This window comes from Vibrio sp. A2-1 (assembly GCF_021728355.1).
Lineage (GTDB): Bacteria > Pseudomonadota > Gammaproteobacteria > Enterobacterales > Vibrionaceae > Vibrio > Vibrio splendidus_K.
Map to the genome: position 1 here is coordinate 1,449,301 of NZ_JAKKCO010000001.1, position 26,355 is coordinate 1,475,655.

At 44.9% G+C, this 26,355-nt stretch carries 20 protein-coding genes; 11 read left to right on the plus strand and 9 right to left on the minus strand.

Features of this window, described 5'->3' with window-relative positions:
• Positions 1-12: 12 nt before the first annotated feature.
• On the plus strand, positions 13-2,127 hold the full coding sequence (locus L3V33_RS06070) for a type I secretion system permease/ATPase (RefSeq protein ID WP_017078412.1): 2,115 nt from the start codon (positions 13-15) through the stop codon (positions 2,125-2,127).
• Between the two features lie 147 nt (positions 2,128-2,274).
• Here the strand turns inward: L3V33_RS06070 and L3V33_RS06075 are convergent, their stop codons facing one another.
• The 4 genes from L3V33_RS06075 to L3V33_RS06090 form a co-directional block, all read right to left on the minus strand.
• Positions 2,275-3,945: a FapA family protein gene (locus L3V33_RS06075; protein ID WP_237289971.1), complete on the minus strand. Its 1,671-nt coding sequence runs from the start codon at positions 3,943-3,945 to the stop codon at positions 2,275-2,277.
• Positions 3,946-4,364: 419 nt separating this feature from the next.
• Positions 4,365-6,464: a GNAT family N-acetyltransferase gene (locus L3V33_RS06080; protein ID WP_237289972.1), complete on the minus strand. Its 2,100-nt coding sequence runs from the start codon at positions 6,462-6,464 to the stop codon at positions 4,365-4,367.
• 93 nt (positions 6,465-6,557) lie between these two features.
• Positions 6,558-7,532 carry a ParB/RepB/Spo0J family partition protein gene (locus L3V33_RS06085; protein WP_237289973.1) on the minus strand — a complete coding sequence of 325 codons (975 nt, stop codon included), beginning with the start codon at positions 7,530-7,532 and terminating at the stop codon, positions 6,558-6,560.
• A gap of 5 nt (positions 7,533-7,537) precedes the next feature.
• Positions 7,538-8,755 (minus strand): ParA family protein, encoded by a 1,218-nt coding sequence (locus L3V33_RS06090; protein ID WP_004732566.1) that lies wholly within the window; start codon positions 8,753-8,755, stop codon positions 7,538-7,540.
• Positions 8,756-10,015: 1,260 nt separating this feature from the next.
• Here L3V33_RS06090 and L3V33_RS06095 point away from each other — a divergent pair.
• Positions 10,016-11,995, plus strand: a complete 1,980-nt coding sequence (locus L3V33_RS06095; protein WP_004732568.1) for a replication initiator protein RctB domain-containing protein — start codon at positions 10,016-10,018, stop codon at positions 11,993-11,995.
• A 445-nt stretch (positions 11,996-12,440) separates the two neighbouring features.
• Here L3V33_RS06095 and L3V33_RS06100 read toward each other — a convergent pair whose 3' ends face one another.
• The 3 genes from L3V33_RS06100 to L3V33_RS06110 are packed head-to-tail and all read right to left on the minus strand — an operon-like array spanning position 12,441 to position 14,749.
• Entirely contained in the window at positions 12,441-12,986 is a 546-nt protein-coding gene (locus L3V33_RS06100; protein ID WP_114634437.1) for a transcriptional regulator, read from the minus strand.
• Positions 12,983-13,915 carry an ATP-binding cassette domain-containing protein gene (locus tag L3V33_RS06105; RefSeq protein ID WP_065680955.1) on the minus strand — a complete coding sequence of 311 codons (933 nt, stop codon included), beginning with the start codon at positions 13,913-13,915 and terminating at the stop codon, positions 12,983-12,985. The genes L3V33_RS06100 and L3V33_RS06105 overlap by 4 nt, the downstream gene beginning before the upstream one ends.
• A gap of 9 nt (positions 13,916-13,924) precedes the next feature.
• Positions 13,925-14,749, minus strand: coding sequence for an ABC transporter ATP-binding protein (locus tag L3V33_RS06110; RefSeq protein WP_237289974.1), 825 nt, complete (start codon positions 14,747-14,749; stop codon positions 13,925-13,927).
• Between the two features lie 362 nt (positions 14,750-15,111).
• Here L3V33_RS06110 and L3V33_RS06115 point away from each other — a divergent pair, with 362 nt between their 5' ends.
• A complete protein-coding gene (locus L3V33_RS06115) occupies positions 15,112-15,306 on the plus strand; it encodes a hypothetical protein (protein ID WP_004732575.1) in 195 nt (64 codons plus the stop codon).
• Between the two features lie 190 nt (positions 15,307-15,496).
• A complete protein-coding gene (locus L3V33_RS06120; RefSeq protein ID WP_054546041.1) occupies positions 15,497-16,057 on the plus strand; it encodes an NADAR family protein in 561 nt (186 codons plus the stop codon).
• A gap of 182 nt (positions 16,058-16,239) precedes the next feature.
• Here the strand turns inward: L3V33_RS06120 and L3V33_RS06125 are convergent, their stop codons facing one another.
• Entirely contained in the window at positions 16,240-16,998 is a 759-nt protein-coding gene (locus L3V33_RS06125) for a transporter substrate-binding domain-containing protein (RefSeq protein ID WP_237289975.1), read from the minus strand.
• Positions 16,999-17,086: 88 nt separating this feature from the next.
• On the opposite strand from L3V33_RS06125, the gene L3V33_RS06130 reads away from it, so the two are divergent.
• Positions 17,087-19,516: a response regulator gene (locus L3V33_RS06130; RefSeq protein ID WP_237289976.1), complete on the plus strand. Its 2,430-nt coding sequence runs from the start codon at positions 17,087-17,089 to the stop codon at positions 19,514-19,516.
• A gap of 112 nt (positions 19,517-19,628) precedes the next feature.
• On the opposite strand, the gene L3V33_RS06135 is transcribed toward L3V33_RS06130, so the two are convergent.
• Positions 19,629-20,357 (minus strand): UTRA domain-containing protein, encoded by a 729-nt coding sequence (locus L3V33_RS06135; RefSeq protein WP_102572349.1) that lies wholly within the window; start codon positions 20,355-20,357, stop codon positions 19,629-19,631.
• Between the two features lie 211 nt (positions 20,358-20,568).
• Between L3V33_RS06135 and L3V33_RS06140 the strand changes: the two genes are divergently transcribed.
• From L3V33_RS06140 to L3V33_RS06165, 6 genes are all read left to right on the plus strand, one after another.
• Entirely contained in the window at positions 20,569-21,672 is a 1,104-nt protein-coding gene (locus L3V33_RS06140; RefSeq protein ID WP_237289977.1) for an ABC transporter substrate-binding protein, read from the plus strand.
• A gap of 61 nt (positions 21,673-21,733) precedes the next feature.
• Positions 21,734-22,612, plus strand: coding sequence for an alkaline phosphatase family protein (locus L3V33_RS06145; RefSeq protein ID WP_237289978.1), 879 nt, complete (start codon positions 21,734-21,736; stop codon positions 22,610-22,612).
• The gene (locus L3V33_RS06150; protein ID WP_237289979.1) at positions 22,609-23,502 is read left to right on the plus strand and encodes an ABC transporter permease subunit; all 894 of its coding nucleotides are present in this window, start codon (positions 22,609-22,611) and stop codon (positions 23,500-23,502) included. Before L3V33_RS06145 ends, L3V33_RS06150 begins: the two co-directional genes overlap by 4 nt.
• A complete protein-coding gene (locus L3V33_RS06155) occupies positions 23,502-24,287 on the plus strand; it encodes an ABC transporter permease (protein ID WP_004732591.1) in 786 nt (261 codons plus the stop codon). Before L3V33_RS06150 ends, L3V33_RS06155 begins: the two co-directional genes overlap by 1 nt.
• Entirely contained in the window at positions 24,287-25,306 is a 1,020-nt protein-coding gene (locus L3V33_RS06160; RefSeq protein WP_122081402.1) for an ABC transporter ATP-binding protein, read from the plus strand. Before L3V33_RS06155 ends, L3V33_RS06160 begins: the two co-directional genes overlap by 1 nt.
• A 1-nt stretch (position 25,307) precedes the next feature.
• Positions 25,308-25,967, plus strand: a complete 660-nt coding sequence (locus tag L3V33_RS06165; RefSeq protein ID WP_171327621.1) for an HAD family hydrolase — start codon at positions 25,308-25,310, stop codon at positions 25,965-25,967.
• Positions 25,968-26,355: the final 388 nt, after the last annotated feature.

The window sequence follows — 26,355 nt, forward strand, 5'->3', positions numbered from 1 at the left end:
GGGTTATATCGCATGCAAGATCCACTATTAAACTCACTGATCTACGTTAGTCGGTATTACGGGTTAGCTAACTCGCCCGAAGCGTTGATCAATGGGCTACCACTATCCGATGGAAAGCTAACCCCTTTCCTATTCCCTCGTTCAGCTGAACGAGCGGGATTAGTGGCGAAAGAAAACCGTTCCGAGTTAGAAAGTATTCCTCACCTGATTCTGCCTGCTATTCTACTTCTCAAACAGGGCGAAGCATGTGTTCTAAATAGTATCGATTTAGAAAAACAAGAAGCAGAGATCATCACCGCAGAAAGCGGGATGGTGCCTATCGTCATTCCAGTCGATGAACTCAAAGAACAATTCATCGGCCGCTACTTCTTGGTAAAAAAACAATTCCGTTATGATGAACGTTCACCAGAGGTTCTAAAAACACGCAAAGGTCACTGGTTTTGGAGCACTATTTGGGAATCTAAAAACATCTATCGTGACGTGTTGATAGCATCCATTCTGATCAATATCTTCGCCATTGCCGCGCCAATGTTTACTCGTTTGGTGTACGACAAAGTAGTCCCTAACCTTGCCTTTGAAACCCTGTGGGTGTTGGCGAGTGGTATTTTCGTCGTCTTCCTTTTCGATCTGCTTCTCAAGTTAATGCGCAGTTACTTCATTGATGTCGCGGGGAAAAAATCCGATATCTTAATTTCCTCTAAACTGTTCAGTAAAGTTCTGGGGATTCGCATGGAAGCAAAGCCCGCCTCTGTTGGCGCTTTCGCGAAAAACCTGCAAGAATTTGAATCAATCCGCGAGTTCTTTACCTCAGCAACTATTGGCTCGTTAATCGACTTACCATTCGCGCTGATGTTCTTGGCGTTAATTTGGCTGATGGCCGGAAACCTTGTGTTTGTTCCTGTCGTCGGTGTGGTCATTTTGATTATCTATGCACTGTTAATCCAAGGGCCACTGCGTCGTACGATTGAAGAAGGCTCTCGACTTGCTTCTCAGAAGTACGCGAACTTAATTGAGAGCTTGGCTGGGTTAGAAACCGTTAAGCTATTCAGCGCGCAAAGTCAGTTCCAATTCCGTTGGGAAGAAGCGGTGGCGCACATGGCAAACTGGAATATCAAAAGTCGCCGCATCACCGACAGCATCCAAAACACGGCTGGCTTTGTTCAACAAAGTACCAATGTAGGTATGATCATTTTTGGTGTGTACCTCATCGCAGAAGGTGAACTCACTATGGGTGGCTTGATTGCCGCGACCATGTTGAGCGGCCGTGCAATTGGCCCTCTTGTTCAACTGTCTTTGCTTTCTACACGTTACAACCAAGCGAAGTCATCAATGACTTTGATTGAACAAGTAATGTCGATGCCTGATGAACAGGAAGAAGGTAAGCGCTACATCCACCGTCCGATTATTCAGGGTCATATTGCGCTAGATAAAGTGACGTTCCACTACCCAGACTCGCCTGTCGCTTCTATCAGAGACCTAACCCTTAATATCAAACCCGGTGAAAAAGTCGCGATCATTGGTCGAATTGGTTCAGGCAAGACCACGCTAGAACGTTTGATTATGGGCCTATACAAGCCTACAGAAGGCCATGTGCGCATTGATGACACTGACATGGAACAACTGCATCATGTCGATGTACGACGCAATATAGGCTGTGTACCGCAAGACAGTAACCTGTTCTACGGTTCAGTAAGAGACAACATTACCTTAGGTCGACCGTTGGTCGATGACCGTGATGTGATGGACGCAGCCAACCGTGCAGGCGTGACCGCGTTTACTCAGCAAGATCCAGCAGGCTTAGAACGCCAAGTGGGCGAAGGTGGTGCATTGCTATCTGGTGGTCAACGTCAGTCGATTGCCATAGCGAGAGCCTTCTTAGGACGTCCACCCGTGCTTTTGATGGATGAACCGACCAGTGCGATGGATAATCGCTCGGAGATGCACATCAAACATCAACTCAACCAGTTATTGCCAAGCGAGACATTGATTCTTATCACCCACAAAACATCGATGTTGGATATTGTAGATCGAGTGATTGTGATGGAGAGAGGCAGTATTATTGCCGACGGCCCGAAAGCACAAGTTCTGTCAGACTTGAAGCAAGGCAAGGTAAGAGCAGCAAGTTAAAGCGCGCATGTGACTTAAAGAATCTAACTAAATCAATATCAGCAAAAGCAAAGGGGGAGCATCAGCTCCCCCTTTTTTGTTTGTTCTAATTAGTAGAAAATAGCTCGAGCCGCTCTATTCAGGGTCGGTCAATTTCAAAGTAATTCATTACAACGAGATATCTTCTTGCTCCATTTTGAATGAACATTGAATCTCGTATTGGTTGAACGAGAAAACGCTGCCGCCATGGGTTCGCTTGGTGGTGACTGTCTCATCACAAAATTGAATCGTCACTCGCGTATACACCTTTTCATGCGCCTCAACTGTGCACTCAGCAAGGTTGGTTTCAAACTCAGCTTCAAGCGTATCCAACTGTGATTTAGTATTTTCGATCGCAAGATTATTTTTTTCTCTTTGCTGCTCAATTTCTAGTGCTTGCTCTTCGCTTCGTTCCGCTTTTGGTCGCTTCTTAAATTCGAGCTCTTGGCGAATCACATCCATGGTCTGCTCTTGAGCGTGTTTATAAGTTTCTTTCAGCTCGGCTATCTTTTGTCGGTAACCATCGTAACGTGCAAATCCGTGTACCTTGGTTGCGGTATCGCCTTCTACGCCTAAAAAGACACACTCCACTTTCCCACCGACTCTAGCTTCGCCGCCACTGAGCGTACCGTGCTTCTTCAAACTGTCCATCACGATAAGGTTGTTACCACAACGAATATCATTACTCATGCTGTGCACACCCAGTCGAAGGTCGGTGGCGGTTTGGAGTTCGGCGTTCTGCGCGTAGCTTGCTGTGATAGAACCTTTGCTAAACACCTTGCAGCTTTTCGGCTCACCCTCTTTAGTCGTATGACCGATAATCCCCTTCGCGACCTTTATGTCACCCTGTGCTTGGACTTCTGCCGATTCAATAAAGCCACCAACCGTGACACTTCCTGTCGCTTTAACGATCATTCCCGGTTCAATGTTCCCAGAGACAAAGACATTGCCTTTGAATTTAACGTGTCCGGTTGAGACATCTACGTTGCTAACACACAAGGCGTCATCTACTTCAATAGTTCTATCTTTGATTATGGGTAATCCAGGAAATGAAGCGAGTAATAAATTGGGGTCGTCAGGGGAGATGTAGGTGCCCTTTCCAGGCTTAATTAAACTGTCTTGTCCAGGAAGCGGTGGGATAATTCGACCTTGAACGGTAAAGCCAGCGATGCCTTTGGTCGCGGGAGTACGCTTCATCAAGTGATCATTTTGACCAACAGTAATGGTTTGCCCCAAGTCTCGCATATCAATCTTGCCTTCGTCTTTACTGCGAGGCTTCAAGACTTGGCGAGTAATGTCTTCAACCAAGGCGGCAAACTTAGCATCTTTGCCCTTTACTGGCTGCGTCCCTTTCGCGACGGGTTGAGTAAACTTTTCACCGGGTTTAAGCTTGTTACTCATCATCAGCACTTTTCTGAGCGCTAACTTATTAATTCCCTTTGTTATGTGGGCTTGGGCTAAACAATGAATGATGTCGCTCCCGCGCAGTGCGTGTCCATGATGTGGTCCCGTCACCACCAGACTCGCCAGCATCTCGTCATCAGACAGTTCGACGGCAACGCTTGCGTTACGAGCTTCGGCAATCAAGACTCCTTCGTAAGCTTCCCCTTTACCTTCTTTGGCAAGAGTGACGAAGCGCAACACCTCTTCTTCAAAAAGAAAATAGTTTGATGCGTCCAAAGCTTCCAAGGTTGGTGGCAACGTCGTGTTATCAAAGCTTGCTTCAACCACAAACCCCGACGGCAGACATGCCACCACTTGTTTCTTGTCTTCTGACAATGTAACAATGTTATCCCACATTCGAATTGAGTATCCCTAATGACTCAGTTGTTATTCAGTCTATATAATTCGTTCTGCGCTGAGTATCACATTATTAGAATAATCAGCGTCACATCACTTACTTTCGATTCTGCAAACATGACTCATAAATAAGACTTACACATTTTATGATCTACTTCGCCTTTACAAATACATAGGGAAATTTTTCAGAATATTTCATGTGATTGAATGTCGATTCGATATTAGAGCAAGATAGTAAAGGCGAATAGCTTTAGAAGATTAAAGGCTGTTATGGAGAAGTGGAACAGAAGTGATGAAGCTGATAATCAGGGTAAAAACGGATTTCAATATGGAGCTTCAGTTTACAGTGTAAATCCAAGATTCTAATTTACACTGTAAATCTAATTTGTAACGGTCAGTCTATTTAAATGATGGCTTGTCTATTTACACTGTAAATTTGCTAGCAAAACATCGACGTCCTTACGAAACTGAATCTCTGCTTGTTTGCGACCAACAAGATTAGACTGTTCAACACAAGTCCCCCACTCTTTCTGCTGAACGACCTTTGCGATGAGTAAGTCAGAAATACCTATGTTTCGATCGTTACCAAGTAGAATCAAGTTCAGTACGCTGAAGCTAATCGCATCGTAACTGTTGCCACCGTTCACGTAATTTCTAACTAACTGAGTTTCAAACTCGCTAACGGTATCGACACTCTTTGGCAGCAGTACGCGCACCATTTCGGTTTCAAGTGAAACTAAAGAACCTGCAACAAGAAAGCAGTAGCTACGCTCGAAGTGACTTAGAGCTTGGTTAATCCAGCCTTGGGAGTTTGAGGTAAGCGCCTTAACCATCAATACCGAGTGGCAGCCACTTGCCTGATCCCGCTGGTGGCCAATATGGACAGGTACAAAATCGTTATCGCGCCAGAATGAAATCAACTCACTAGTCGCACCGAAGCTTGTCGCCAGATAATCCGCTTGGCTAGTTTGCTCTGATAACTTAGCCAACATCCAACCACCAATGCCCAAACCTTGATGAGGCGTTGAAACTGCAATGCGCATCACTCGAAAGCAGCGACTGGTGGCCGCTTCTGTACAGCCTAGTTGGTTTGCCAGCAACACAGGAGCAAGGTGTCCTTGAGGCCTGCGTTTTCCAATTTGAATCTGAGCAATCAAATCTTTATCTAAACCACCCTCTTCAGTGACCAACATGCAACCTAAACATTCATCTTGCTGCCAGGCAGCGTACAAGTGGATTGCTGGATTGTTAAGGAACTGCATTAAGTCATTGGGCGACGTCTGATAATGAGCATCCACAAGAAGAGAAAAACATCGTTGTAACTTGTGTGGATTAGCTAAACAATCTGCTTTTGATAGTTCAACTAAATTTAATTGGTTGATTGTCTTATCAGAAAAGTTATCTAACTCATGAATCGCCGAGTCACTTAGCGACGCGTCGTTACCAAGCAGGAAGCAGTCAAACAACCAAGCTTCTAGTGGGTCGTTGTTATTCCAACGAATAGGTTGTTCGAGCTTAAAGCCTTTCCAACCAGGGCGGTGTACAGAAAGCCAAAATTCAAACTTAATCCCAAACCCTCGACCACTGCCCTCGTAACCGTGTACCGTGGTTGAAAAAACCATACGATGATAAATGCCGACCATGGACTTGAGCATAGGGATTGGAATAGCAGCCGCTTCATCAACCAATAGCAGGTCGCAATCAGGCTTAGATTGAAGTAGCTCATCCGGTGCGACGAATCTTAGGCTGCCACCTTGATGGCCGATGTTAGTAGTACTTATAACTTCACAAGGGCCTAGCCGTTGGCTTGCGTGAGCAAATACCGGCTCAACCGCTTTAACAGAAGGAGCGGTAACAATGATGTTAAGCCCGTGACGCTCAACCAAAAGCTCCGCTGCCGCGATACCTAATGTCGAACTCTTGCCGCGACCTCTGTCTGCAGTGAGAATCAAGGGACGCTTTCGATGTCCAGAGACGACTTTCTTGACTAACTCTACTGCCGTCTTTTGTTGCTCAAATCTATCGAACAAAATCGGTTGGGTTAATTCTTCAGGCAAAGGATTACGAGTATAGAGTTGCGTTAGCTGTTCATCGTCTTGTGAAACAGAAAACAGTTTGGCGAAGTTAGACGCTAACCAACGTTTTCCAAAAGTAGAATTCAAACCCTCTTCATATTCATCGGATTTGGGCGGGATAACCAACAACAAACCGCCACCGACTAACGCACCTAGTGCCGCACTAAAACTGTTGGCATCAAACTGCTCTCTAAAATCACAAACAAGAAGTTGGCATTCACGGCCTAAGAGTTGTTGCCCCTTTTTAACCGGAACATGTGTTACCGATAGAAAAGGCGCCCCCCCCATCTGGAAAACTGTTTGTGCTGAAGAGGCATCAAGAAAGCTTTGAATCGTAGCGTCTTGCCAACCACTATCACCAGAAAAGACAACACCATAACGATGCTGATTATGCTCGGCTGTTTGGGAAAGAGTATGTAGGAAAGTGTTTGTTGGGTTCTTCATAATTAGCGTCCAGATTCATCTAGACACAGTTTATCACAGCCAAATAAAAAGCCGCATAATGCGGCTTTAGAGTCGTAATGGAAAGTCGTCGACTTAGTCGAGCTTCGATTGAACGAAGGCTAAAATCTCTTCCATTGTCGCATCATCCACTTTCTTAAGGTTCAACGCTAAGTTCGAACCCTTACGGCTGTATGAAGCGCGGCCTTTAATAAGCTCAACTTTTGGCGAAGCTTTCTTCGCTGGCGCTGGCGCCAATTCAAGAATCCAACCTTCCAAAGTTTCAGTAACGTCTTTAGTTAAACGCGTAACACCTTGTGCTTCGCTACGCTGCCATACAAAACCTTCAGAAGCATCGCACTTAGTCAGTAATACTTGCTGCTGTTCGCCAGTCAGGCCACCGAATTGTTTGTGTAGTTTAACAATGGTTGGTCGACCAAGATCGCTCACATTTGGGTAAGCTTGTAGCAGTTCAAGAGGCAAAGCCGCCGCTTTCAACGCGCCACTCACCAAAGCTTCACTGCACTGGAACATTTTCGCTAGTGCTTTCTGGTCTTCAGCTTCGCCTTTATCTAGCTTCGCTTGCATCTCTTTACCCTTCTCATACAGAGAAAGCGGTTTATGAGCGTTAGCAACATCAGATAGGAACTTAGCGTGTTCGCCGTTGATGTTTTCAGCAACATAGATAAGGAACTCTTTGTCAGCCAAAATACACGACATACGACGACGGCTACCATCAAGAACTTCAATCTTACCGTCTTTGTTTTTACGACCAACCGCTGGGTATTGCTGGCCACGTTCTTTCAATGTTGTAAGAACATCAGAAAGCGCGTGCTCGTTTAAGAAAGATTGCTCACGAGCATTTTCTTCGAAAACAACCGTTTGAGTTGCTACGTCAGCCGCCGGGATTCGAACTAGTTCAAATGAAACCAATTCTTCGCCTGCAACAGAAAGCTCTATCACTTGAGCCTGCTCTTTAGCCGCTGTTTGAGCTTCTTGTGGCGTAGCTACGCGACGTTTGTTTGCTTTACCAAATAGCTTTGCATTTAAGTCAGATGTTTTAATCGCCATTCTTGTTATCCCTGATTAAGTGAAGGCCAGTTGCTATGTAATACACGCTCTAATTCTAGAGCACTTTTTTGTACTGCGTCTTGAGCGACAGCCAGAGTTTTCTTACCACCCTCAAAGTCGCTCACCGTTAGATCGAAAACCGTGCTGTAAGTATCTGCACAGGTTTCAAAAGCGCGGCTTCTTGGAATAGTGGCCATCATTACTTGGTCATTCAATAGGTAGTTCATCTCAGTTAATACTGATACCTGCTTCTTGTTGTCGTCTTCAAACATGGTTGGCATTAGACGAACAAATTCGAGCCCTTTCCAGTCGTCCGGGAACATCTCGTACACGGTCGGTAAGTGCTGGAAGAAGTTAACCGTCGAAGCCCAATCCAAACGCTTGGCAGCACATGGAATCAGAAGAGCGTTCGATGCGTACATTGCGTTCCACACTAGAGGGTCTACGTGCGGGCCGGTATCAATCATAATCACATCAAAATCATCAGCAATTTTGTCGATAAGCTTCTCTTTTAAAAGACGAACAATATCAAGTGACTGATCTTGAGATAGGCTTTGCCACGCTTCAGCGTTAAACATCGCGTCTTCTGGGAACGCCGAGATCGTCTTTAGATTCGGATACTGTGTTGGTAAAAGTACGTTCTTACGCAAGAATTCAAGATCAACATCTTGGCCTTCTGGCACGTTGTCCAACATGATATCAACAGCAGAATAGATACTGTCGTGCTCTGCACCACTAATTTGTGGGTTTAAGAACAGACGCAAAGAACCTTGTGGATCCAAGTCAATCAAGCAGATACGGTAGCGCTTATCTAAGTTCAAAGACAGACAAGCCGCTAGGTGAACCGCTGTCATTGATTTACCCGTACCGCCCTTTTGGTTCTGTACGTTAATAACCCATGGCTTATTGTCTACATGCTGCTTACGTTGGTGGAACTTCGGCACTTCAGCTGCGTCCATCAGCATGTGAGCTTCAGTCAATGAAATCGAGTAATGATTGGCGTTGTTCTTTGTAAACTGATGACCATCCGCTTCAAGCTTGTTGATAGCCTCATCCAATTTTCGACGAGTTAAGCCTGAACGCGTCTCCATCATAGCTTTAGACATTGGAGGGAAATGTTCATCACTTCGCTCTTCCAGAATAATCTCAATTCGGTCAGCCTGAACTTGTTGAGTTTGTTCGGCTAGCTGATAGAGCTTATCAATCGTTTGTTCTCTTTTCATTGCCAGTTTCCGTAATGATTAACCTAGAACAAATTGTACAGCGATTAACAACAAACACAACAAAAACATGAACGTACATTTATGAGGAAAATCACACAAAATAGACTGTATTTTTACAGTTTAATGAAACAACGGCTAATACGAACACAAAAATGACCTTTTTTGTCATGTATAACCGTTCTATTTCTTCCTTACATTTAAAATGTTACAGCATCACTTATTTACAATGTAAATAGAATTTCAGAGAAAAATCTTCGGAACGATTGAAACACAAGCATAGATTACGGTTGGTGTGATTTGCATTCGAAATTGATAGATTTTCAACCAACAAAGAGTAAAACCTAAAAAATCGCTTGGTTAATAGGAAACAAAGCGATGGCGAGATGTCACTAAACAGAAGAGAATTGAGCCTCAACCGGAAGAATGATCATGGGATACATAACTCGTAAGAAAATTGATAAGTCCATATTATGAAGCATGATCAAGGTGTAAACTCATCAATATTGATCCGTATGAATGCCCGTTCGGAATGATCAACCTCCGGAAAAATGATCAAGTAAATATCGTTCCGGAAGCATATAGATTTAGAGCTAACTTACGGACAAATGCTTTTGCAATGGGGATTCAAGCTCTATAAGGCCTGATTGGTTAGAAATTCAATCGACACAGAATGGAAATGCAGAAACATGACAATTTCATGATCATGCTTCCTGATTTATTGTGTTGCGAGCTAAAAGTGCCCAACCACTGACGGTGTGACCAATCTCGACGAATTTTTAAACATAAAAGGGGAGGAACGATATAAAAGCCCCATTACTTGATCATTGTTCCGATGAATTGGCTGTCAAAAATATCCACATAGGTGACTTAGAAGCCGCTTAATACAACTTGATCAATTACGGACTGTGGATAAGCTGTATAAGCATAATGATCATGCTTTCGAACCGATAATGATCATGCTTACAATGACTTAATGATCATCGTTCTGAAGTTCTGTGATCATGCTTTCTTTAATTTAATGATCATCGTTTCGGGCTCTTTATGATCATGCTTTCCAATTGGATTTTTTTTAACACTTATAATTCATATACTTAAAAGCAAATTCAAAGCCAGATCATTAGATCACTTAATCATTTAAGATCATATTAATCAAAAAGATCAGTTATTTAAAAGCCAATAAATTCTCTTTATTTATGATCATTCTTTCTTTATCATTCAGGAACTATAGTGAAATTACGGTTAGTGTGATACGGATCAAAAATGAAACCAGAAGAGAAATTGTTAATTAAGGCACGAAGCCACAAAGATGGTCATTTATTTGAGGTATCTGAAACAGCCGTTGAATGGATAGAACAATATCAACACTTCAAAGGGGTCACCAAAAGCATCGTTGAGCTTCTTAACCTAATTTCACTACGTGGGTTTAGCAGTAAAGATGGATACGTCTCCACCACCGAGATCATTGAATCAACTGATGGTCAAGTGACTCGCGCCGCCTTGCAACAAAGGCTGAGAGCCGCTGTAAGTATTGGTCTGTTCAAACAAATCCCAGTTCGTTTTGAAGAAGGCCTTGCGGGTAAAACCATGTTGCATCGCTTTGTGAACCCAAACCAATTGATATCGGTTCTGGGTGCTACCAGTTTAGTGACAGAAAGCGTCAAGCAAAATGAAAAGCAGAAGCGTTCTAAAGCGCTAGCTCAAACCAAAGTAAACAAGCGCTTACTGAATGAACACGGACTGAATACGCCACCGACGATGAAAGACGAAGCGGATCAATTCATTGTTTCTCCAACCAATTGGGCGGGGATTATTGATCAAGCGTTGGCGCCACCTAGAACCCGTAAGAGCTACCAGAAATCTATGGTTTCGATCTCTGGCACTCGAGCGGTGATCGAGACACGATCTTCTAAAAACATCATGACGGTTGACGATCTGATGACGCTGTTCGCGTTATTCACGCTTACTGTCCAATATCATGATCACCACCAAGATGATTATCATCTCGACGCGAAACACACACCGAACAAAACACCACTCTACATCACGGATATTTTGTCTTTGCGTGGCAAGAAAGACAGCGGTCCTGCACGCGATTCGATCCGTGACAGTATTGACCGTATCGAATTTACCGATTTCCAACTGCACGAGCTCACGGGCCGTTGGCTTAGCGAGAACATGCCAGAAGGCTTCAAGAGTGATCGTTTCCGATTCTTAGCTAGAACCATTACGGCATCGGAAGAAGCGCCTACAGAGGGCTCTGATGGCGAAATTCGCATTAAACCGAACCTGTATATCCTTGTCTGGGAACCTTCGTTCTACGAAGAGCTCCTGACGCGTGATTATTTCTTCCTATTTCCGCCAGAAATCCTGAAACAACATACCTTGGTCTTCCAAATGTATTCGTACTTTAGAAGCCGTATGGCACGTCGCCACTCAGATTGTATGTTGCTGAGCGAGCTGAACCAGAAGTTGGCTCGTAATATCGATTGGCGTCGCTTCTCGATGGATTTGATCCGCGAACTAAGAAAATTGGGTGAAGTAGGGGATCAAGAAGATACTTTCCTAGTGAATCTTTGGGGTTATCACTTGACGATCACGGCGTTGATCGAAAAAGGCAAAACCACCGATTATCAGGTTGATATCAAATGTAATGTTGAAGAGGTGTTGCGTTATTCAAGAGCGCGTACCACCAACGCTGGTAAGCGTAATATGGCCCCAACGCTACCGAACCCGCTGCGTAATGAGATGGTGTCTAAGCAGAAGCTGGAAGAGCTGTCTGAGATTATCGATGGTGAGTTTGAGCCAATTCAACGTAAAGCTCCGTCGCCAAGAGGCAAATTGGGACGTCGAGTTAAGCAGCGTAAACATTCTGTTGAGATCAACGCTGATGAGATCATGATTACTCTCTCTAAATATACCTCCACAGAGGCTCTAGAACGCAGTATAACGGCTTTATCTGCTATGACCGGGCATTCACATGCCTCAATCAAAGAAGAGTGCTCAGAGCTCATTGAGAAGCTTGATTGGTTGAGAGTAGGGGAGGATGTTATCCCATACGAAACACTGAGTCGCTTAATTGAGCTGTACAACGACCGTGACAGCACCAGCAATCGACACCTGTCCATTGAACGTTTGATTTCTGGTTTGGCTGTACGTCGTAAAGTGTGTAAACAAGTTCACGAAGGCCATTTGGACGAGAATGTGTTTCTAGCGCTCGATGAAATGGCGATTGGCCATTAATCACGAGGGCGTGTTGATCTTTCGACCTGATTTTTGCAGTAGAAATACCCAGTAGCAAGAAGCCACTATTTACGGTCGATGAATGGATAGTTTGAACACATTAGGTGCTGATTAAAACCGCACCTAACGCTGACAAAGTTCTGACAATGTAACGCATCCAGTTGATTATTATTTATCCCGAATAGACAACCTTTGTCCTTTCTTATGATTAATAGATTGGCTCATATTTTGTTACATCATACTGAATAGATTTTTGCGAGTTCCTAAGGGACTCGCTTTTTTTTGCCTGAAATTCGCATAATTATTAAAATTCAATAGCTTACGTATTATTCGTGACTGTTGGTCCTGAAGCATGATCAAGGTTAGATCGTGCTTTTTACGGATCCTATTTGTGAAGGAATTCTGCTTTGGTGTTTGATCGATCAGGGTTAAACCGTGGAGTGGATCAGTGGCGTTGACGTAGAGCTACACCTTGATCATCGTTCTGGTGTTGGCTTGCCATAAAACGCACATGCGATTCGATCAGTTTTTCTGATTCTTCCTTCCAGCGCGGTTCTTGTTGTTGGTTAGTAAATTCTAAAGCCAGTACACATAAATGCTGGAGCCGCTGCGTACACCACTCTTGCAAGTCAGGCTCTGATTTTGGGTCGCATGACACGGCCTGCAGCTTGCTATAGGCAAACATCAGGTATTGATAGGCCTTTTCTTGATTGTGCGAACTACGAGCCTCGTTTGAGAGCGATGATACGCTTGGTGTTGCAAACTTTGTCGATGTCGTCAGCGTTCCGTTTTTATGTCGATAAAACGTAAAGATTCTCAGGCATCCATCTAGCCAACATGCGATGCCTTTGCTCTGTACATCCGTGATCATTGGCCCCCAGAGTGCGTCTGGAGGCGTTAAGATCAAAGGCTCTAACCGGTCCACTTGATCATGCTTTCGGTCTTTGTACCAATCTCCGATCCGCTCTAACCAAGTGTCTAGTTCATTCATGCAACGTTATCCCACTGTTTTACAAAGTGATTATCAGCAACTTGCTTGATTTCATGCTGTATTTCACAGCTCTGCTCTCGAATTCGATCTGCGTTTATTGAATAGTTTGGCTCATTTTTGACGAGTTCGCCAAATGGCAGATCGGGATCGGGAACGGCAGAGATCAACAGTTTAGTGTACGGATGTTGTGGATTGGTTAAGATCGACTGTGTTGATCCCCATTCGACGATCTGCCCTTTGTACATTACCGCCGTCTCTTCTGCGATGTAATGTGCCGTAGCAAGATCGTGAGTTATGTACAAAAAGCCAATCCCCAACTCTTTCTTCATTTTTTGCATCAAGTTCAACACGCCAAGTCGGATCGAAACGTCCAACATCGAGGTGGGTTCATCAGCAAGGATAACCTCAGCACCGACGGCAAGTGCTCTTGCTAAATTAACCCGTTGTCTTTGGCCACCACTGAGCTCATGAGGGTATTTGGCGAGAGTTTCAATGGGTAACTCCACCAGCGTTAATAACTCTTTGAGACGCTCTGTGAGAGCCTGTTTCGTGGCAACTTGCTTATGGATTTTAAGCGGGCGCGTTAAGTGGTGCTCAATGGTGTGAGTTGGATTAAGTGAGCCAAATGGGTCTTGAAATATCATTTGTACACGGCTGCGGTAATCCAAGATATCTTTGCGGCTTTTTAGGGTAGAGATGTCTCTGCCATTGAACAGTATCTCTCCCTCTGTCGGTGGGTAAACCTTGGTCATCAATCGGGCGCAGGTGCTTTTCCCGCAGCCTGACTCTCCAACCAGCGCCAATGTTTTACCGGCATGCAAATCAAAACTCACCCCATGTAGTGCTCTAAAGATCGCTTCTTTGCCAAATCCGCCGCCAACGGTGAACTCTTTAACGAGGTTTTTCACTTGAAAAATAGGTTGTGACATTGAGCTCTCCTAGCACGTAGTCGCGTGCGCATGTTCGTGAATGTTTGGGAAAGAACTCCATAGCTTTTGGGTATAGGAGTGCTGAGGGTTGTTACGAATCTCATAGGCTTGGTTGATTTCAACGATCTGGCCGTGGCGCATGATGGCAATGCGGTCACATAGCTGGCTCATTAGTGCGAGGTCGTGGGTGATGAACAGTATCGAAACCCCAAACTCTTCTCTGAGTTGGTGTATTTGCTGCAGAATTTCGCGTTGTACAACCACATCAAGCGCCGTTGTCGGCTCGTCCATGATGATCAGCTTCGGGTTAAGGGCGAGAGCAATGGCAATCACCAAACGCTGACGCATGCCGCCACTGAACTGATGCGGGTACTCTGTTAGGCGATGGCGTGGAATATTTACAAGGTCGAGCAGTTTCTCGGCGCGATCTTTGGCCTGTTCATTACTCATGCCTTTATGGTGACGCAGCACATCAGCGAACTGCTCTTCAATGGTCAGTACAGGATTGAGTGAGTTCATCGCACTTTGGAACACCATGGCGATTTCGCTCCAACGCAAGGTGTTCAAGTGGTCGTCAGATAAACCGAGCAGATCTTGCCCGTCGAACAGTATCTTCCCTCCAGAGATGAAAGCAGGCGGCTTGTGTAAACGGTTAATGGCAAACGCGATGGTACTTTTTCCGCACCTTGATTCGCCAGCCAAACCAAAAATTTCGCCTTGGCCAATGCTAAAGCTTACGGATTTTACGGCATTAAAATCACCGTCATCGGTGATGTAATCGACACATAGATTCTTCACTTCGAGAAGAGGTGTCTCTGAATTTTCCCTAGACATGATAAATACTCAGCTATGATATTGATAACTATTATCATTAACATGAAGTGAATTTAGTGAAAGCGATGAGCACAAAAAGAATGAAGTGCCTCGAAATTTATCTTGGGTTATTTCACGAAGTTTCAGTGAGAAACAAGAAATGAGAACGGGGAAAATGAGAGGTGGATCAAACCACATTTCTTATGGGGAATCTTGTAAATGTAATTGCAGAAAATGGCTTTGGCAAAGTTTAAATGAGGCATTTATTAATTAGCTTTGTGAAGCGTCGGAATCATCACATTTCAGTACAGAATGTCTTAACAAGTGAAATAGCATTTGCTACAGATTACCTGTCCATTACATGGTGCTTTTCGGAGGAAAACATGTCCATTAATTCTATCAACCATGATGAAATGACAAATATTGCAAACAAGTGGGATGCTGAAGAAGAAGTATCTTTCAAACCAGAAAAGAAAATGAAGTCCGCTGAAGCTCGTCGTCGTATTGAAGCTCTAAGAGAAATTAGAGAAAGCGGTTTTAGTCTGGAAGAAGCGAGGGAACTCGGTCTTATTCACTAAGGACCCCTATTGCATTTAAGAGGGTGGCGCACCGCCACCCTTTGATTTATATGACTTTTTAAAAGGGCTGTGAGTTTTTTATAAGTAAACCATGCTCCTTGTCTCCCACCATTTAACTCCATTGTCCTGCCTTTACATTGCTTGTTCCCGACTAAAAACATGCTCATGGCATACTCTTGAACTAAGTTGTTTGACAGCAATATGCAACGCCACTAATTTTAAAGTTAAAGCAAAAATATGCGATGTCGTTGGTAAGGAGAAGGCTATGTCTAATTCTGTGGCTAAAGCCAAAGAAGTGCTGTTTTATGAACCTGAAGATCCAAACGGATACCTGTCAAATTTTGCAGCTTGTCCCATCAAGGTTAACGATCAAGTTTGGGCAACCAGCGAACATTATTATCAAGCGATGAAATTTGCTTCTGAAGCGTTACGCAATACTATTTTGGAAGCCAGTACCCCTGCTGAAGCGTTCTCTTTAAGTCGTGATTATGAAGACCAAGTTCGAGAAGACTGGTATGACATTCGTGTTGAAGTGATGCAGTTCATTGTGACTGAGAAGTTCAGACAGAACCCCCAGCTTGCGCTGTTTCTGACTAACACCGGAGATTCGGTGATCAAAGAGCATTCTCATAAAGACCATTTTTGGGGCGATGGTGGTGATGGAACTGGTGAGAACCGCTTAGGTGAAATTTTGATGGCGGTGCGACAACAGCTTCGTAATCAACAACTGCATTTGATTGCTTCGCACTAACCTATCGAGTACAAGTTCAAAGATAGTTTCCCTAAACGTTAAACTTTAAAGGCCGCTCTGCAATTTAGTATTAAGCTAGACTAAGCAGAGCGGCCTTTTCGTTGCAAGTCGAGCTAAGGTGACTGAGAGTAGAAAAGTGCTCTACAACGTCAACTAGGCGCTATTACAGATAAATAAAGGATCTATAAGTACCCTTGCACGATGTCATCGAGCTGACCATCGTCTTTCATTTGGTCGAGACGTTGGTTGATGAAGCTTTGCAGCTTAGGATCCATCTCAGGGTCAAATGCCAAATGGATAGGGTAGTTATTGATCACTGAACCAAATTCTTGCATCTGGTAATCATCAATACTTAACTTCTGCTCGTTAAGGTTGTATTTGATTCTCGATTCCATCTCAACAAAAACGGTATCGCCCGGAGTTCGGTTTAATACACGAAAAGCCGCGCTGTAATCTTTAACTCGAATCTCGTTGAGCTTACCTTGTTCGATGTAAGGCTCTAGATTTGGATATTCAAACCCCACCAACAAGACCACCGCTTTTCCGTTTAAATCGTCGATAGTATTGAACTCAAATGGTTCCTTGCCACTGCTGAGCAACACGTGTTTTACATTGTAAATTGGATCTTTAGACAGGTTTACAGATTGGATGTTTCCCCAACTAGGGCTGCCGTAGGTTACCCAGTTTGGATTCTCTCTCGCGTCGAGCTTGTCAATCATGCGGTTGAAAGGGTAGGTGTGGTAATCGATCTCGTATTGGCTGTCATCAAATACGGCCTCAACAATATCCGAAACCATTCCTCTGTGAGATGACCCGTCAGTTTCGATCTGAAAAGGTTGCGCTTGGCTCGCAATAATGTAGTAGTGAACAGGTTCGCTTGCAAAAGCATAACTGCTTGAAAACAAACTGACTATGGATGCAAATATAAGATGTTTTTTCATAACCTTCCCTAGTTATTTGATGAATGACTACTATTATACTAGTTGAGTAATTGTAGTTTGCTAGGATAACAATAATGGTAATTTGTGTATGGTGACAAAAGGAAAACGCTATATTGGACTCTCTCGACAGTTGATCGGGACTATAATAGCAATCAGCACCTTATTCACAGTTATAGTGACAGGTCTAGGGTTGTATGTGGAGTACCAAAGTCGAGTTTCTTTTATCAGTTCTCAGATCGAACAGGTTAAGGCTGGCTATCTTTCGGGTTTAACGTCCAGTTTGTGGGTTGAAGATCGAGAGCAACTGTTTGTGCAAGCCGAAGGTATCTCCCGCTTACCCTCGGTTAGTTACCTTCTTATCGAAAGTCCCGATGAAAAAATTCTAGAATTAGGTCAAAAGACCTCAGGTCAGTCTTATTCCCAGTCTTGGGAAATGGTGCACCAGATGGGGGGGACAGATTTCCCATTAGCGACGCTCACGGTGCAATCTGATTTGAGCATGATCCTCAACGACTTTGAAGAACGAGTTTTACTATTGCTCGCCTTCGAAGCCGTTAAAATCTTCTTATTGTCTCTGGTTTGCTTAACGATCGTCTATCGCCTCGTGGTCAAACGCTTAATGACTATGTCTTCCCAGATCAACCAGCAACAGGTCGAAGACAACAAACCACGCTTCATAACGCCAACCGATTCTACTTATAGAGACGAGATCTCGACACTAGAGAGTAGCTATAACCAGTCTGTTGAACGTATTCGTCAACAATACCAAGAACTGGAAAAAGCCAAAGATGTCGCTGAGGTTGCCAGCCGCAACAAAAGTGAATTTCTTGCCAACATGAGCCACGAGATCCGCACCCCGATGAATGGGATTATCGGACTGTCGTCTCTACTCTCTGAAATGGATATGCCGAAAGAGCAAAAAGAGTATGTCGATATGCTCAATACCTCTTCGCTTACTCTCCTTGATCTAATTAACGACATTCTCGACTACTCGAAGATAGAAGCGGGTCGTTTAGAACTGCAACAAGAACCAATGAAGATGATGGGTATTGCTGCCGATGTTGAATCGACGTTTAGAGTTAAAGCCGAGCAGAAAGGGCTCAGGTTCCAACTGGCGATTGATCCTAAGATCCCAACTATGGTGATTGGCGATGGCACCCAGCTAAGACAAGTGCTTAATAACCTAGTCGGCAACGCCATCAAATTTACCGAGCATGGTCATGTCACACTCTCACTTCGCTTGGAAGAAGTCATAGAGCCAGAACAAAAGCTCAGAGTGAAATTTGAGGTGACTGACAGTGGTATCGGTATTGCAGAAGACAAGCAACAATCGGTGTTCGATAAGTTTCAACAAGCCGACGGCAGCACCACCCGTATTTACGGAGGCACCGGGCTTGGTCTGACGATATGCGATAAGATCGTGACCTTAATGGGCAGCAAGCTTGAGCTAACCAGTGTCGTAGGCAAGGGGAGTACATTTTACTTTACCGCTGACTTTGACCCGAGCCTGGACGTTGACGAAAGCAATATCGATTTTAATAAAGTCTCGGTGCTTCTGGTTGATGATAGTCAGCTGAATATGCGTATTACCTCAACACAGCTTCAATCTTTCGGTGTTAAGTCTGAGTGTTGTGAAACCGCCACCCAAGCGTTAGAGCTTGTTTCGGAGTCTGTGGCGAAGTCATTGCCTTATGATCTGGTGCTGATTGATAAAGTGATGCCGTCTATTGATGGATTCCAGTTAGCAAGAAGCTTGATTGAGCGTTTTGACAAAGCGTGTCCTAAGCTGGTGATGATCTCTGCAGACCCTCGAAAACAAGATGAAGCGCGCGCTAAACAAGTGGGTTTTGTTGCCTACATTGCTCGCCCTTATCAAGACAACCAGCTTAAATGGACGTTGAGTGAAGTTCTCGCGAGAGCAGCGGATACCTCAAACTTTACTTATCCAAATAGAGGTGAGGTCGCGTTCAAAGACAATGAACCAGTACCATTAACCGAACCAACGGGTTCTGTTGAAGCTACACCAACGGCTTCTGTCACAACCACACAAACAGACAAACAAGCTCCAATCAAAGAAGAGCCAAAACCAGTGGCCGCTTCGTTTAGTGGCAAAGTATTGGTCGTTGAAGACTCGCGAGTGAACCAACAAGTCGCCAAGATGATGCTCAAGAAGCTTGGGTTTGAGGTTGATATTGCCGATAACGGGGAAATTGGTGTCGAGAAATTCCAGGCCAACGAATACGAGATGATTTTTATGGATTGCCAGATGCCGGTTCTCGACGGTTTCGAAGCGACCAAACAGATCCGAGCGCTCGAAGAAGGGTCTTCAAAGCACATCCCAATCGTTGCGCTGACGGCCAACGTCGTACAGCGAGACAAGCATTTGTGCTTCGATGTAGGCATGGATGAGTTTTTACCTAAGCCTGTTAACCAAGGGAAACTGAGAGAGATCGTAGCCAGTTTTTTATCTAAAGAAACCGATTCGACCAAAGAAGAAGATGAGCAAAAGATTGTTTAGTTAGTGCCTCATTAAACGTAACCGTTGAAAATAAAAACTCCGACTGAATCAGTCGGAGTTTTTGTATGTGCTCGATTTTTCTTCCTAAGCCTAGGCAAATGGTTACGTGACGCTAACCAATACTATCAATATGAATCACTACAGAATCGGGTCGCCAGTATTCCAACTCGCAATCCATTAGTTCACCGTCCTGTTTGTAGTTCACCCGGCAGATCTTTAGAACGGGCTGCCCTTCTGCCAAATTCAATGCCTTGGCGACATGCGCAGGGGCAGAGGTGGGTATCACATCAAAGCGCGATCGTTTGGTCTCGTAGCCGTATTTTTCTCGGTAGATGCCTGTCAGCGACATGGTGAGATTTTCTGACAACACCTTCTCAAACAACGGCGCTTTTAAGACGTTTTCAACAAACAGCACCGCTCTGCCATCAATAAAGCGTAATCGCTCAATCACGTGTATCGGGGTTATCTGTTCTATTTCTAATGCTTTGGCGTAATCGCCTGCGGCCATTTCTGTGCGGGTGCTGAGCAACTTGGTTTCTGCAATACGATGTTGTTCGCGAATCATTTGATGAAAGTGAGAGCGAGACAGCGGGTTGTAGCGGATACGTTCGGGTGACACATACCAGCCACGGCGCTCTTCTCGGTATATCAAACCTTCTGTTTCCAGAGACACCAACGCATCTTTGAGCGTGATTCGTGTGGTGGAAAACAGTTCGCTAAGGTTTCTTTCTGATGGCAGTTTTTGCCCTTCAATGAAGATACCTGATTGAAGCTGCTCTCGAATACTCGCCTTAATTCTTCCTAACTGTGTCCCTGATTGCCCGGTGCCCAATGTTCTCATTACTGATCTAGTCCATAAGTTCGTGTGCTTAATAAGGTAAACCATGGAGTTAACAGGAATGTGACAGTAAACAATGGCTTATTGTCATATGAGTGAAATATAACTGCCACGTAAATGCACTCGAACTGTCAAATAACTTGCGGCAAACCGTCACATTCCGGCTATAGCATACAAAACGAACTTACTGACCTAGTCCAGAAGGATAGAGACAATGAAAACTTTGCTTAGCCGTTCAACTGTATCGCCAGCCAAACTTATGGGTTCATCTACAAAGCTAATAGGTGCAACGCTAATAACGGCAACACTTTCAATGCCAGCGATGGCGAAGGATGCTGATCTTGAGTCACTGATTGAAGCCGCTCAAAAAGAGGGTGCAGTTTACAGTGTGGGTATGCCAGACAGTTGGGCAAACTGGAAAGGCACATGGACTGACCTGAAAGCAAACTACGGTTTGAAGCATCAGGATACCGATATGAGCTCGGCGCAAGAGATCTCGAAATTTGAAGCAGAGAAGAAAAACGCAACCGCTGATATTGGTGATGTGGGTTTCGCATTCGCACGTGTGGCTGTAAAGAAAAACGTCACTCAGCCATACAAACCAACTACTTGGAATGACATTCCAGACTGGGCAAAAGACAAAGATGGTCATTGGGCTCTGGCTTACACAGGTACAATCTCGTTCATTTCAAACAATAACCTTGTTGAAGATGCCCCAACATCTTGGAGCGACCTACTAGAAGGCGACTACAAAGTCACAGTCGGTGATGTAGGCGTAGCCGCGCAAGCAAACAACGCAATTCTAGCGGCTGCATTTGCTAACGGTGGTGACGAGTCGAACCTAAAACCAGCGATTAAATTCTTTGGTGAGCTAGCGAAGCAAGGTCGCCTGTCTTACACCGACCCAAGCATCGCGAACCTTGAAAAAGGCGAAGTGGAAGTGGCAATCATGTGGGACTTCAACGCACTGAACTACCGCGACAAGATCGACCGTGAGCGCTTTACCGTCAGCATTCCACAAGATGGATCAGTGATTTCTGGTTACACCACCATCATTAACAAATACGCACAAAACCCGAACGCGGCGAAGTTGGCTCGTGAATACATCTTTAGCGACCAAGGCCAAATCAACCTAGCGGAAGGTTACGCACGCCCAATCCGCAGCAACATTACGCTACCTCAAGCAGTACAAGACAAGCTGATCTCAAACGATGAATACAGCAATGTTCACCCAGTGACTGACTTCTCAGCATGGGAAAAATCAGCACGTCGCCTGCCACGTCAATGGCAAGAAAGCGTATTGATTCACCAGCAATAACCCCGCTTAACACACCACCTTCAATAGGTGGCTTATAGAAACAAGCAATAGAGAATAGACCATGAACAATAAGGTTATCCTTGTTGTTCTAGATGGACTGAACTATCAGGTAGCCCGTGATTGCATGGGCTACCTGAACGGTCTTCTAGAACTAAGTGATATGCAGACAAAACAGGGCGATTCGTACAATAAACAGAGCACTTCGCAGAGCACGCAAAAAAACAAGCTGCGTGCCACGCTTTACCCTGTGCAGTGTGAGCTGCCGTCAATGTCCCGTCCATTGTATGAGTGCATCCTGACCGGTGTTCGCCCTGTCGAGAGTGGCATCGTCAACAACCAAATCGTGCGTTTGTCGAATCACGAGTCGGTATTTAGCTTGGCGAAGTCGCAGAACAAAGTGACGGCAGCTGCGGCTTACCATTGGGTGAGCGAGTTATATAACCGAGCGCCATTTGATGCTGTGCGTGACCGCTTTACCAACGATGAGACCATGAACATTCAACATGGCTGTTTCTACCACTGGGATCACTACCCAGATGAAGCCTTGTTCTTGGATGCCGAGCACCTGCGCGTGACTCATCAGCCTGATTTTTTACTGATTCACCCAATGAACATTGACGATATGGGACATAAGCATGGGTTGGATTCTCGCCAGTACCGCAATAGTGCACGTGGCGCGGATATCTACCTATCAAACTATCTTGAGAAATGGGTAGACGATGGTTATCAGGTGATCATCACCAGTGACCACGGTATGAACAATGACTTGTCTCATGGTGGCATTCTGCCTGAAGAGCGTGAAGTGCCTTTCTTTGTGATTGGCGATAAGTTTACACACCAAGAATGTTCAGTGAAACAGACCGATATCTGCGGCAGCGTGTGTCAGTTACTCAACCTTGAACACGATAAATCTTACACTCAGGAATTGTTGGCCCTATGAGCAGTTCTGTAATCACGCAGAGCGATGGCTCTGCGCTTAAACCCAAAACCAAATCTTTGTTTCAACGCTTCAAGCCCGCTTTGTGGCTTGCGCCTTTCGCGCTGTTCTTCTACCTGTTCCAACTGGCACCTATGGTTTGGGTGCTGATCAACAGCTTCTTCTATGACGATGAGCTCTCTCTCGAAAACTATTCTGAAATATTCGACTCTGCCTTTATGATGCAGGCTTTTGGCAACAGTTTATGGTTGTCGATTTGGTCGAGCATTGTTGGCTTGGCGATTGCGACTCTGCTCGTTTCTTCACTGCGCCGCGTTGATTCTAAAATCCGCGATGCGGTGATTGCCTTTACCAACATGAGCAGCAACTTCTCCGGCGTACCTCTGTCGTTCGCATTCATCATCATCTTGGGTACCAACGGTGCGATCACCCTATTGCTCAAGCAGTACGGTTTACTGGGCGATTTTGACTTGTACGGCAAGTGGGGTTTGCTGGCGATTTACATCTATTTCCAGATCCCATTGGCGGTGTTGTTGCTGTATCCTGCGTTCGATGCCTTGAGTGACGACTGGCAAGCAGCCTCGGCACTGCTTGGCGCGAAAACTTGGCAGTACTGGACCAAAATAGCGCTGCCTGTGTTGTCGCCTGCCTTGCTTGGCACCTTCATCATCTTGATTGCTAACGCGATTGGCGCGTATGCGAGCGTGTATGCGTTAACCTCGGGCAACTACAATGTGATTACGATTCGTATCGCGAGCTTGGTATCGGGCGACTTGTTCCTAGAACCAAACCTAGCCGCGGCAATTTCTGTGATTCTGATGGCGATGCTGGCCTTCATCACCGTGATTAACCAATGGCTGATCAGCAAAAGCTACGCGGGGAAGAGAAAGTAATGAACACCGTAAATACTCGCTTTCATAAAACGGTTGTCTATTCGATTGTCGGCATCATGATGATCCCGATTTTAGCGACCTTTATCTACTCGATCTCTTCTCGATGGGGCGCAACGATCCTGCCGGATGGCTTCACGTTAGATTGGTACATCAACCTGCTGACGGATCCTCGCTTCTTGCAAGCCTTTGGTCGTTCACTGTTTATCTGCGTGGCGGCACTGTCATTGAGTGTGGTGTTGGTTCTGCCTGCGATTTTCGTGGTGTTTTACTATTTCCCGAAACTCGATAAGGTGATGAATATCCTGATCTTATTGCCGTTCGCGGTGCCGCCTGTGGTGTCATCGGTTGGTTTACTTCAATTGTATGCAGACAGCGAAATCTCACTGATAGGCACGCCGTGGATTTTGATTGGCACCTACTTCACCATCGCGCTGCCATTCATGTATCGCGCGATTGCCAACAGCTTTGAAGCGATTAACTTGCATGACTTGATGGACGCAGCACACCTATTAGGTGCAAGCACCACCAAGGCATTCTTGTTGATTATTCTGCCAAACCTTAAGAAAGGCTTAATGGCGTCACTGTTCTTGTCGTTCTCGTTCCTATTGGGCGAGTTCGTGTTCGCCAACATTTTGGTAGGAACACGCTATGAGACACTGCAAATTTACCTATACAACATGCGTCAAACCAGTGGTCACTTCACGTCAGCCCTTGTGATGACGTACTTCCTGTTTATTTTCTTACTGACTTGGTTGGCAAGTCGTTTCAGCCAGGGAACCAAATAATGAGTTATGTAAATGCGAAAAACCTCACCAAGCGCTTTGGTGATAATACGGTGTTTGAAGACATTGAATTTTCCATCGAAAAGGGTGAATTCATCACGCTTCTTGGCCCGAGTGGCTGCGGTAAATCAACTCTATTACGTAGCTTGGCAGGCCTGAATCCGGTCGATGGTGGCGAGATTTGGGTGAACGGCGAAGAGATTACTCATCAAGTGCCGCAAGAGCGTGGCATCGGCATGGTGTTTCAATCTTATGCGCTGTTCCCGAACATGACGGTTGAAGGCAACATTGCGTTTGGTCTTAAGATGAAAAAGCTTGCTGCTGACGAGATTAAGCGCGAAGTCGCGAAAGTGATTGGGCTGGTGGACTTAACGGGCAAAGAGAAATTCTACCCGCATCAGTTATCGGGCGGTCAGCGTCAGCGTGTGGCTTTGGCAAGAGCCTTGGTGGTCAAGCCGCGTATTTTGTTGTTGGATGAGCCACTTTCAGCGTTGGATGCAAAGATCCGCAAACATCTGCGCCAACAGATCCGAGATATCCAAAAAGAGATGAATCTAACCACGATCTTCGTGACCCACGATCAAGAAGAGGCGATGATCATGTCTGACCGTATCTTCTTGATGAATAAAGGCGAGATCGTGCAAGCCGGCACACCCGAAGAGATCTACACTCAACCTGCCAATGAGTTCGTTGCTGGGTTCATGGGGCACTATAATTTGGTGCAAGCGAACAAAGCCAAGCAACTTTTCAACATTGAAACGGAATGGAAAGTGGCGATTCGACCGGAATCTATCTACGTGAAAGAGCAAGGTCGACAATATGGTGAGCATATCTCTGCACCGAAAACGGGCACCATTCGCAACCACCAGCTCTTGGGTAACGTGATTCGCTACCAAGTGGACGTTGATGAGTGTGAATTAACCGTCGACTTGCTTAACCGTTCTTCTGAACGACTGTTGGCAAACGGCAGCCAACTTGAACTTCTGTTTAACCTTAACGAAATTCAACCTGTGAGAGCCTAAGATGTTCAAACCTTTGTATGTATTTGATATGGACGAAACGCTGATCAATGCAGATGCAGCGATGCTCTGGAATGCGTTCTTGGTTGAAAAGGGCATTGCCACCGCGCCCAACTTTATTGAAGAAGATAAGCGCTTAATGGGCCTGTATTCGGAAGGCAAACTGAACATGGAAGATTACCTAACATTCTCCATGCAGCCTTTAGCCGATATGCCAACAGAGCAAGTTACAGCATTGGTCGAAGAGTGTGTTGAGCACTATATTTTGCCTAAACAGTTCAAGCAGTCGAAACCTTTGATTGAGCAGCTAGAGAATGATGACATCGACATGTTGATCATCTCGGCTAGCGTGACTTTCCTAGTAGAAGCGGTCGGTCGCAAGATTGGTATCGAGAACGCACTCGGTATCGATTTGGTCGAAAACCAAGGCCGTTTCACGTCTCAGATCTCAGGCGTACCAAGCTACCGAGAAGGTAAAGTAACGCGTTTGAAAGAGTGGTTAGACAATCAAGAAACCAACTACTCGGACATTCACTTTTATACGGATTCAATCAATGACTTACCTTTGTGTGAACACGCTGATTTTGCCTATCTGGTGAATCCGTGTCCGCGTTTAAAAGCAATAGCCGATCAACCGAATTGGTCGATTCTCGACTGGGATTAACGCGAATCTTATATTCGAATTAGCTTCGTTCTAGAACTCATCAAGCCGCTGACACAGCGGCTTTTTTACGTCATCAGTCTAATGTTCGATTTATTACCTTAGCTGGCAAAAGTACGTCTGTAACAATTCGATAACATCTATTCCTCAGTTGTAAATCAAGCCACCACCTTTCAATCCCTTGATAGCACTCACTTTCCTGCCTTAGCTGTCTGCGTGTAACAAATATTTTACAAGTTGACGGGGTTTTAGCGTTATTGCCCATTTTCCTCCATCCATTCCAATCTGTCGGCTTGTGGGCCAAATTTAATTAAGGACAAAAAACACACAACATCTATTCACGTAATAGAAAGTACGTAATAAAAAAACACGTAATACAAACCAATAGGTA

Excerpts from the sequence above, each read along its gene's own strand:
- L3V33_RS06070 (WP_017078412.1), top strand. The coding sequence starts at position 13 with ATGCAAGATCCACTATTAAACTCACTGATCTACGTTAGTCGGTATTAC.
- L3V33_RS06075 (WP_237289971.1), bottom strand. The coding sequence starts at position 3,945 with ATGTGGGATAACATTGTTACATTGTCAGAAGACAAGAAACAAGTGGTG.
- L3V33_RS06080 (WP_237289972.1), bottom strand. The coding sequence starts at position 6,464 with ATGAAGAACCCAACAAACACTTTCCTACATACTCTTTCCCAAACAGCC.
- L3V33_RS06085 (WP_237289973.1), bottom strand. The coding sequence starts at position 7,532 with ATGGCGATTAAAACATCTGACTTAAATGCAAAGCTATTTGGTAAAGCA.
- L3V33_RS06090 (WP_004732566.1), bottom strand. The coding sequence starts at position 8,755 with ATGAAAAGAGAACAAACGATTGATAAGCTCTATCAGCTAGCCGAACAA.
- L3V33_RS06095 (WP_004732568.1), top strand. The coding sequence starts at position 10,016 with ATGAAACCAGAAGAGAAATTGTTAATTAAGGCACGAAGCCACAAAGAT.
- L3V33_RS06100 (WP_114634437.1), bottom strand. The coding sequence starts at position 12,986 with ATGAATGAACTAGACACTTGGTTAGAGCGGATCGGAGATTGGTACAAA.
- L3V33_RS06105 (WP_065680955.1), bottom strand. The coding sequence starts at position 13,915 with ATGTCACAACCTATTTTTCAAGTGAAAAACCTCGTTAAAGAGTTCACC.
- L3V33_RS06110 (WP_237289974.1), bottom strand. The coding sequence starts at position 14,749 with ATGTCTAGGGAAAATTCAGAGACACCTCTTCTCGAAGTGAAGAATCTA.
- L3V33_RS06115 (WP_004732575.1), top strand. The coding sequence starts at position 15,112 with ATGTCCATTAATTCTATCAACCATGATGAAATGACAAATATTGCAAAC.
- L3V33_RS06125 (WP_237289975.1), bottom strand. The coding sequence starts at position 16,998 with ATGAAAAAACATCTTATATTTGCATCCATAGTCAGTTTGTTTTCAAGC.
- L3V33_RS06130 (WP_237289976.1), top strand. The coding sequence starts at position 17,087 with ATGGTGACAAAAGGAAAACGCTATATTGGACTCTCTCGACAGTTGATC.
- L3V33_RS06135 (WP_102572349.1), bottom strand. The coding sequence starts at position 20,357 with ATGAGAACATTGGGCACCGGGCAATCAGGGACACAGTTAGGAAGAATT.
- L3V33_RS06140 (WP_237289977.1), top strand. The coding sequence starts at position 20,569 with ATGAAAACTTTGCTTAGCCGTTCAACTGTATCGCCAGCCAAACTTATG.
- L3V33_RS06145 (WP_237289978.1), top strand. The coding sequence starts at position 21,734 with ATGAACAATAAGGTTATCCTTGTTGTTCTAGATGGACTGAACTATCAG.
- L3V33_RS06150 (WP_237289979.1), top strand. The coding sequence starts at position 22,609 with ATGAGCAGTTCTGTAATCACGCAGAGCGATGGCTCTGCGCTTAAACCC.
- L3V33_RS06155 (WP_004732591.1), top strand. The coding sequence starts at position 23,502 with ATGAACACCGTAAATACTCGCTTTCATAAAACGGTTGTCTATTCGATT.
- L3V33_RS06160 (WP_122081402.1), top strand. The coding sequence starts at position 24,287 with ATGAGTTATGTAAATGCGAAAAACCTCACCAAGCGCTTTGGTGATAAT.
- L3V33_RS06165 (WP_171327621.1), top strand. The coding sequence starts at position 25,308 with ATGTTCAAACCTTTGTATGTATTTGATATGGACGAAACGCTGATCAAT.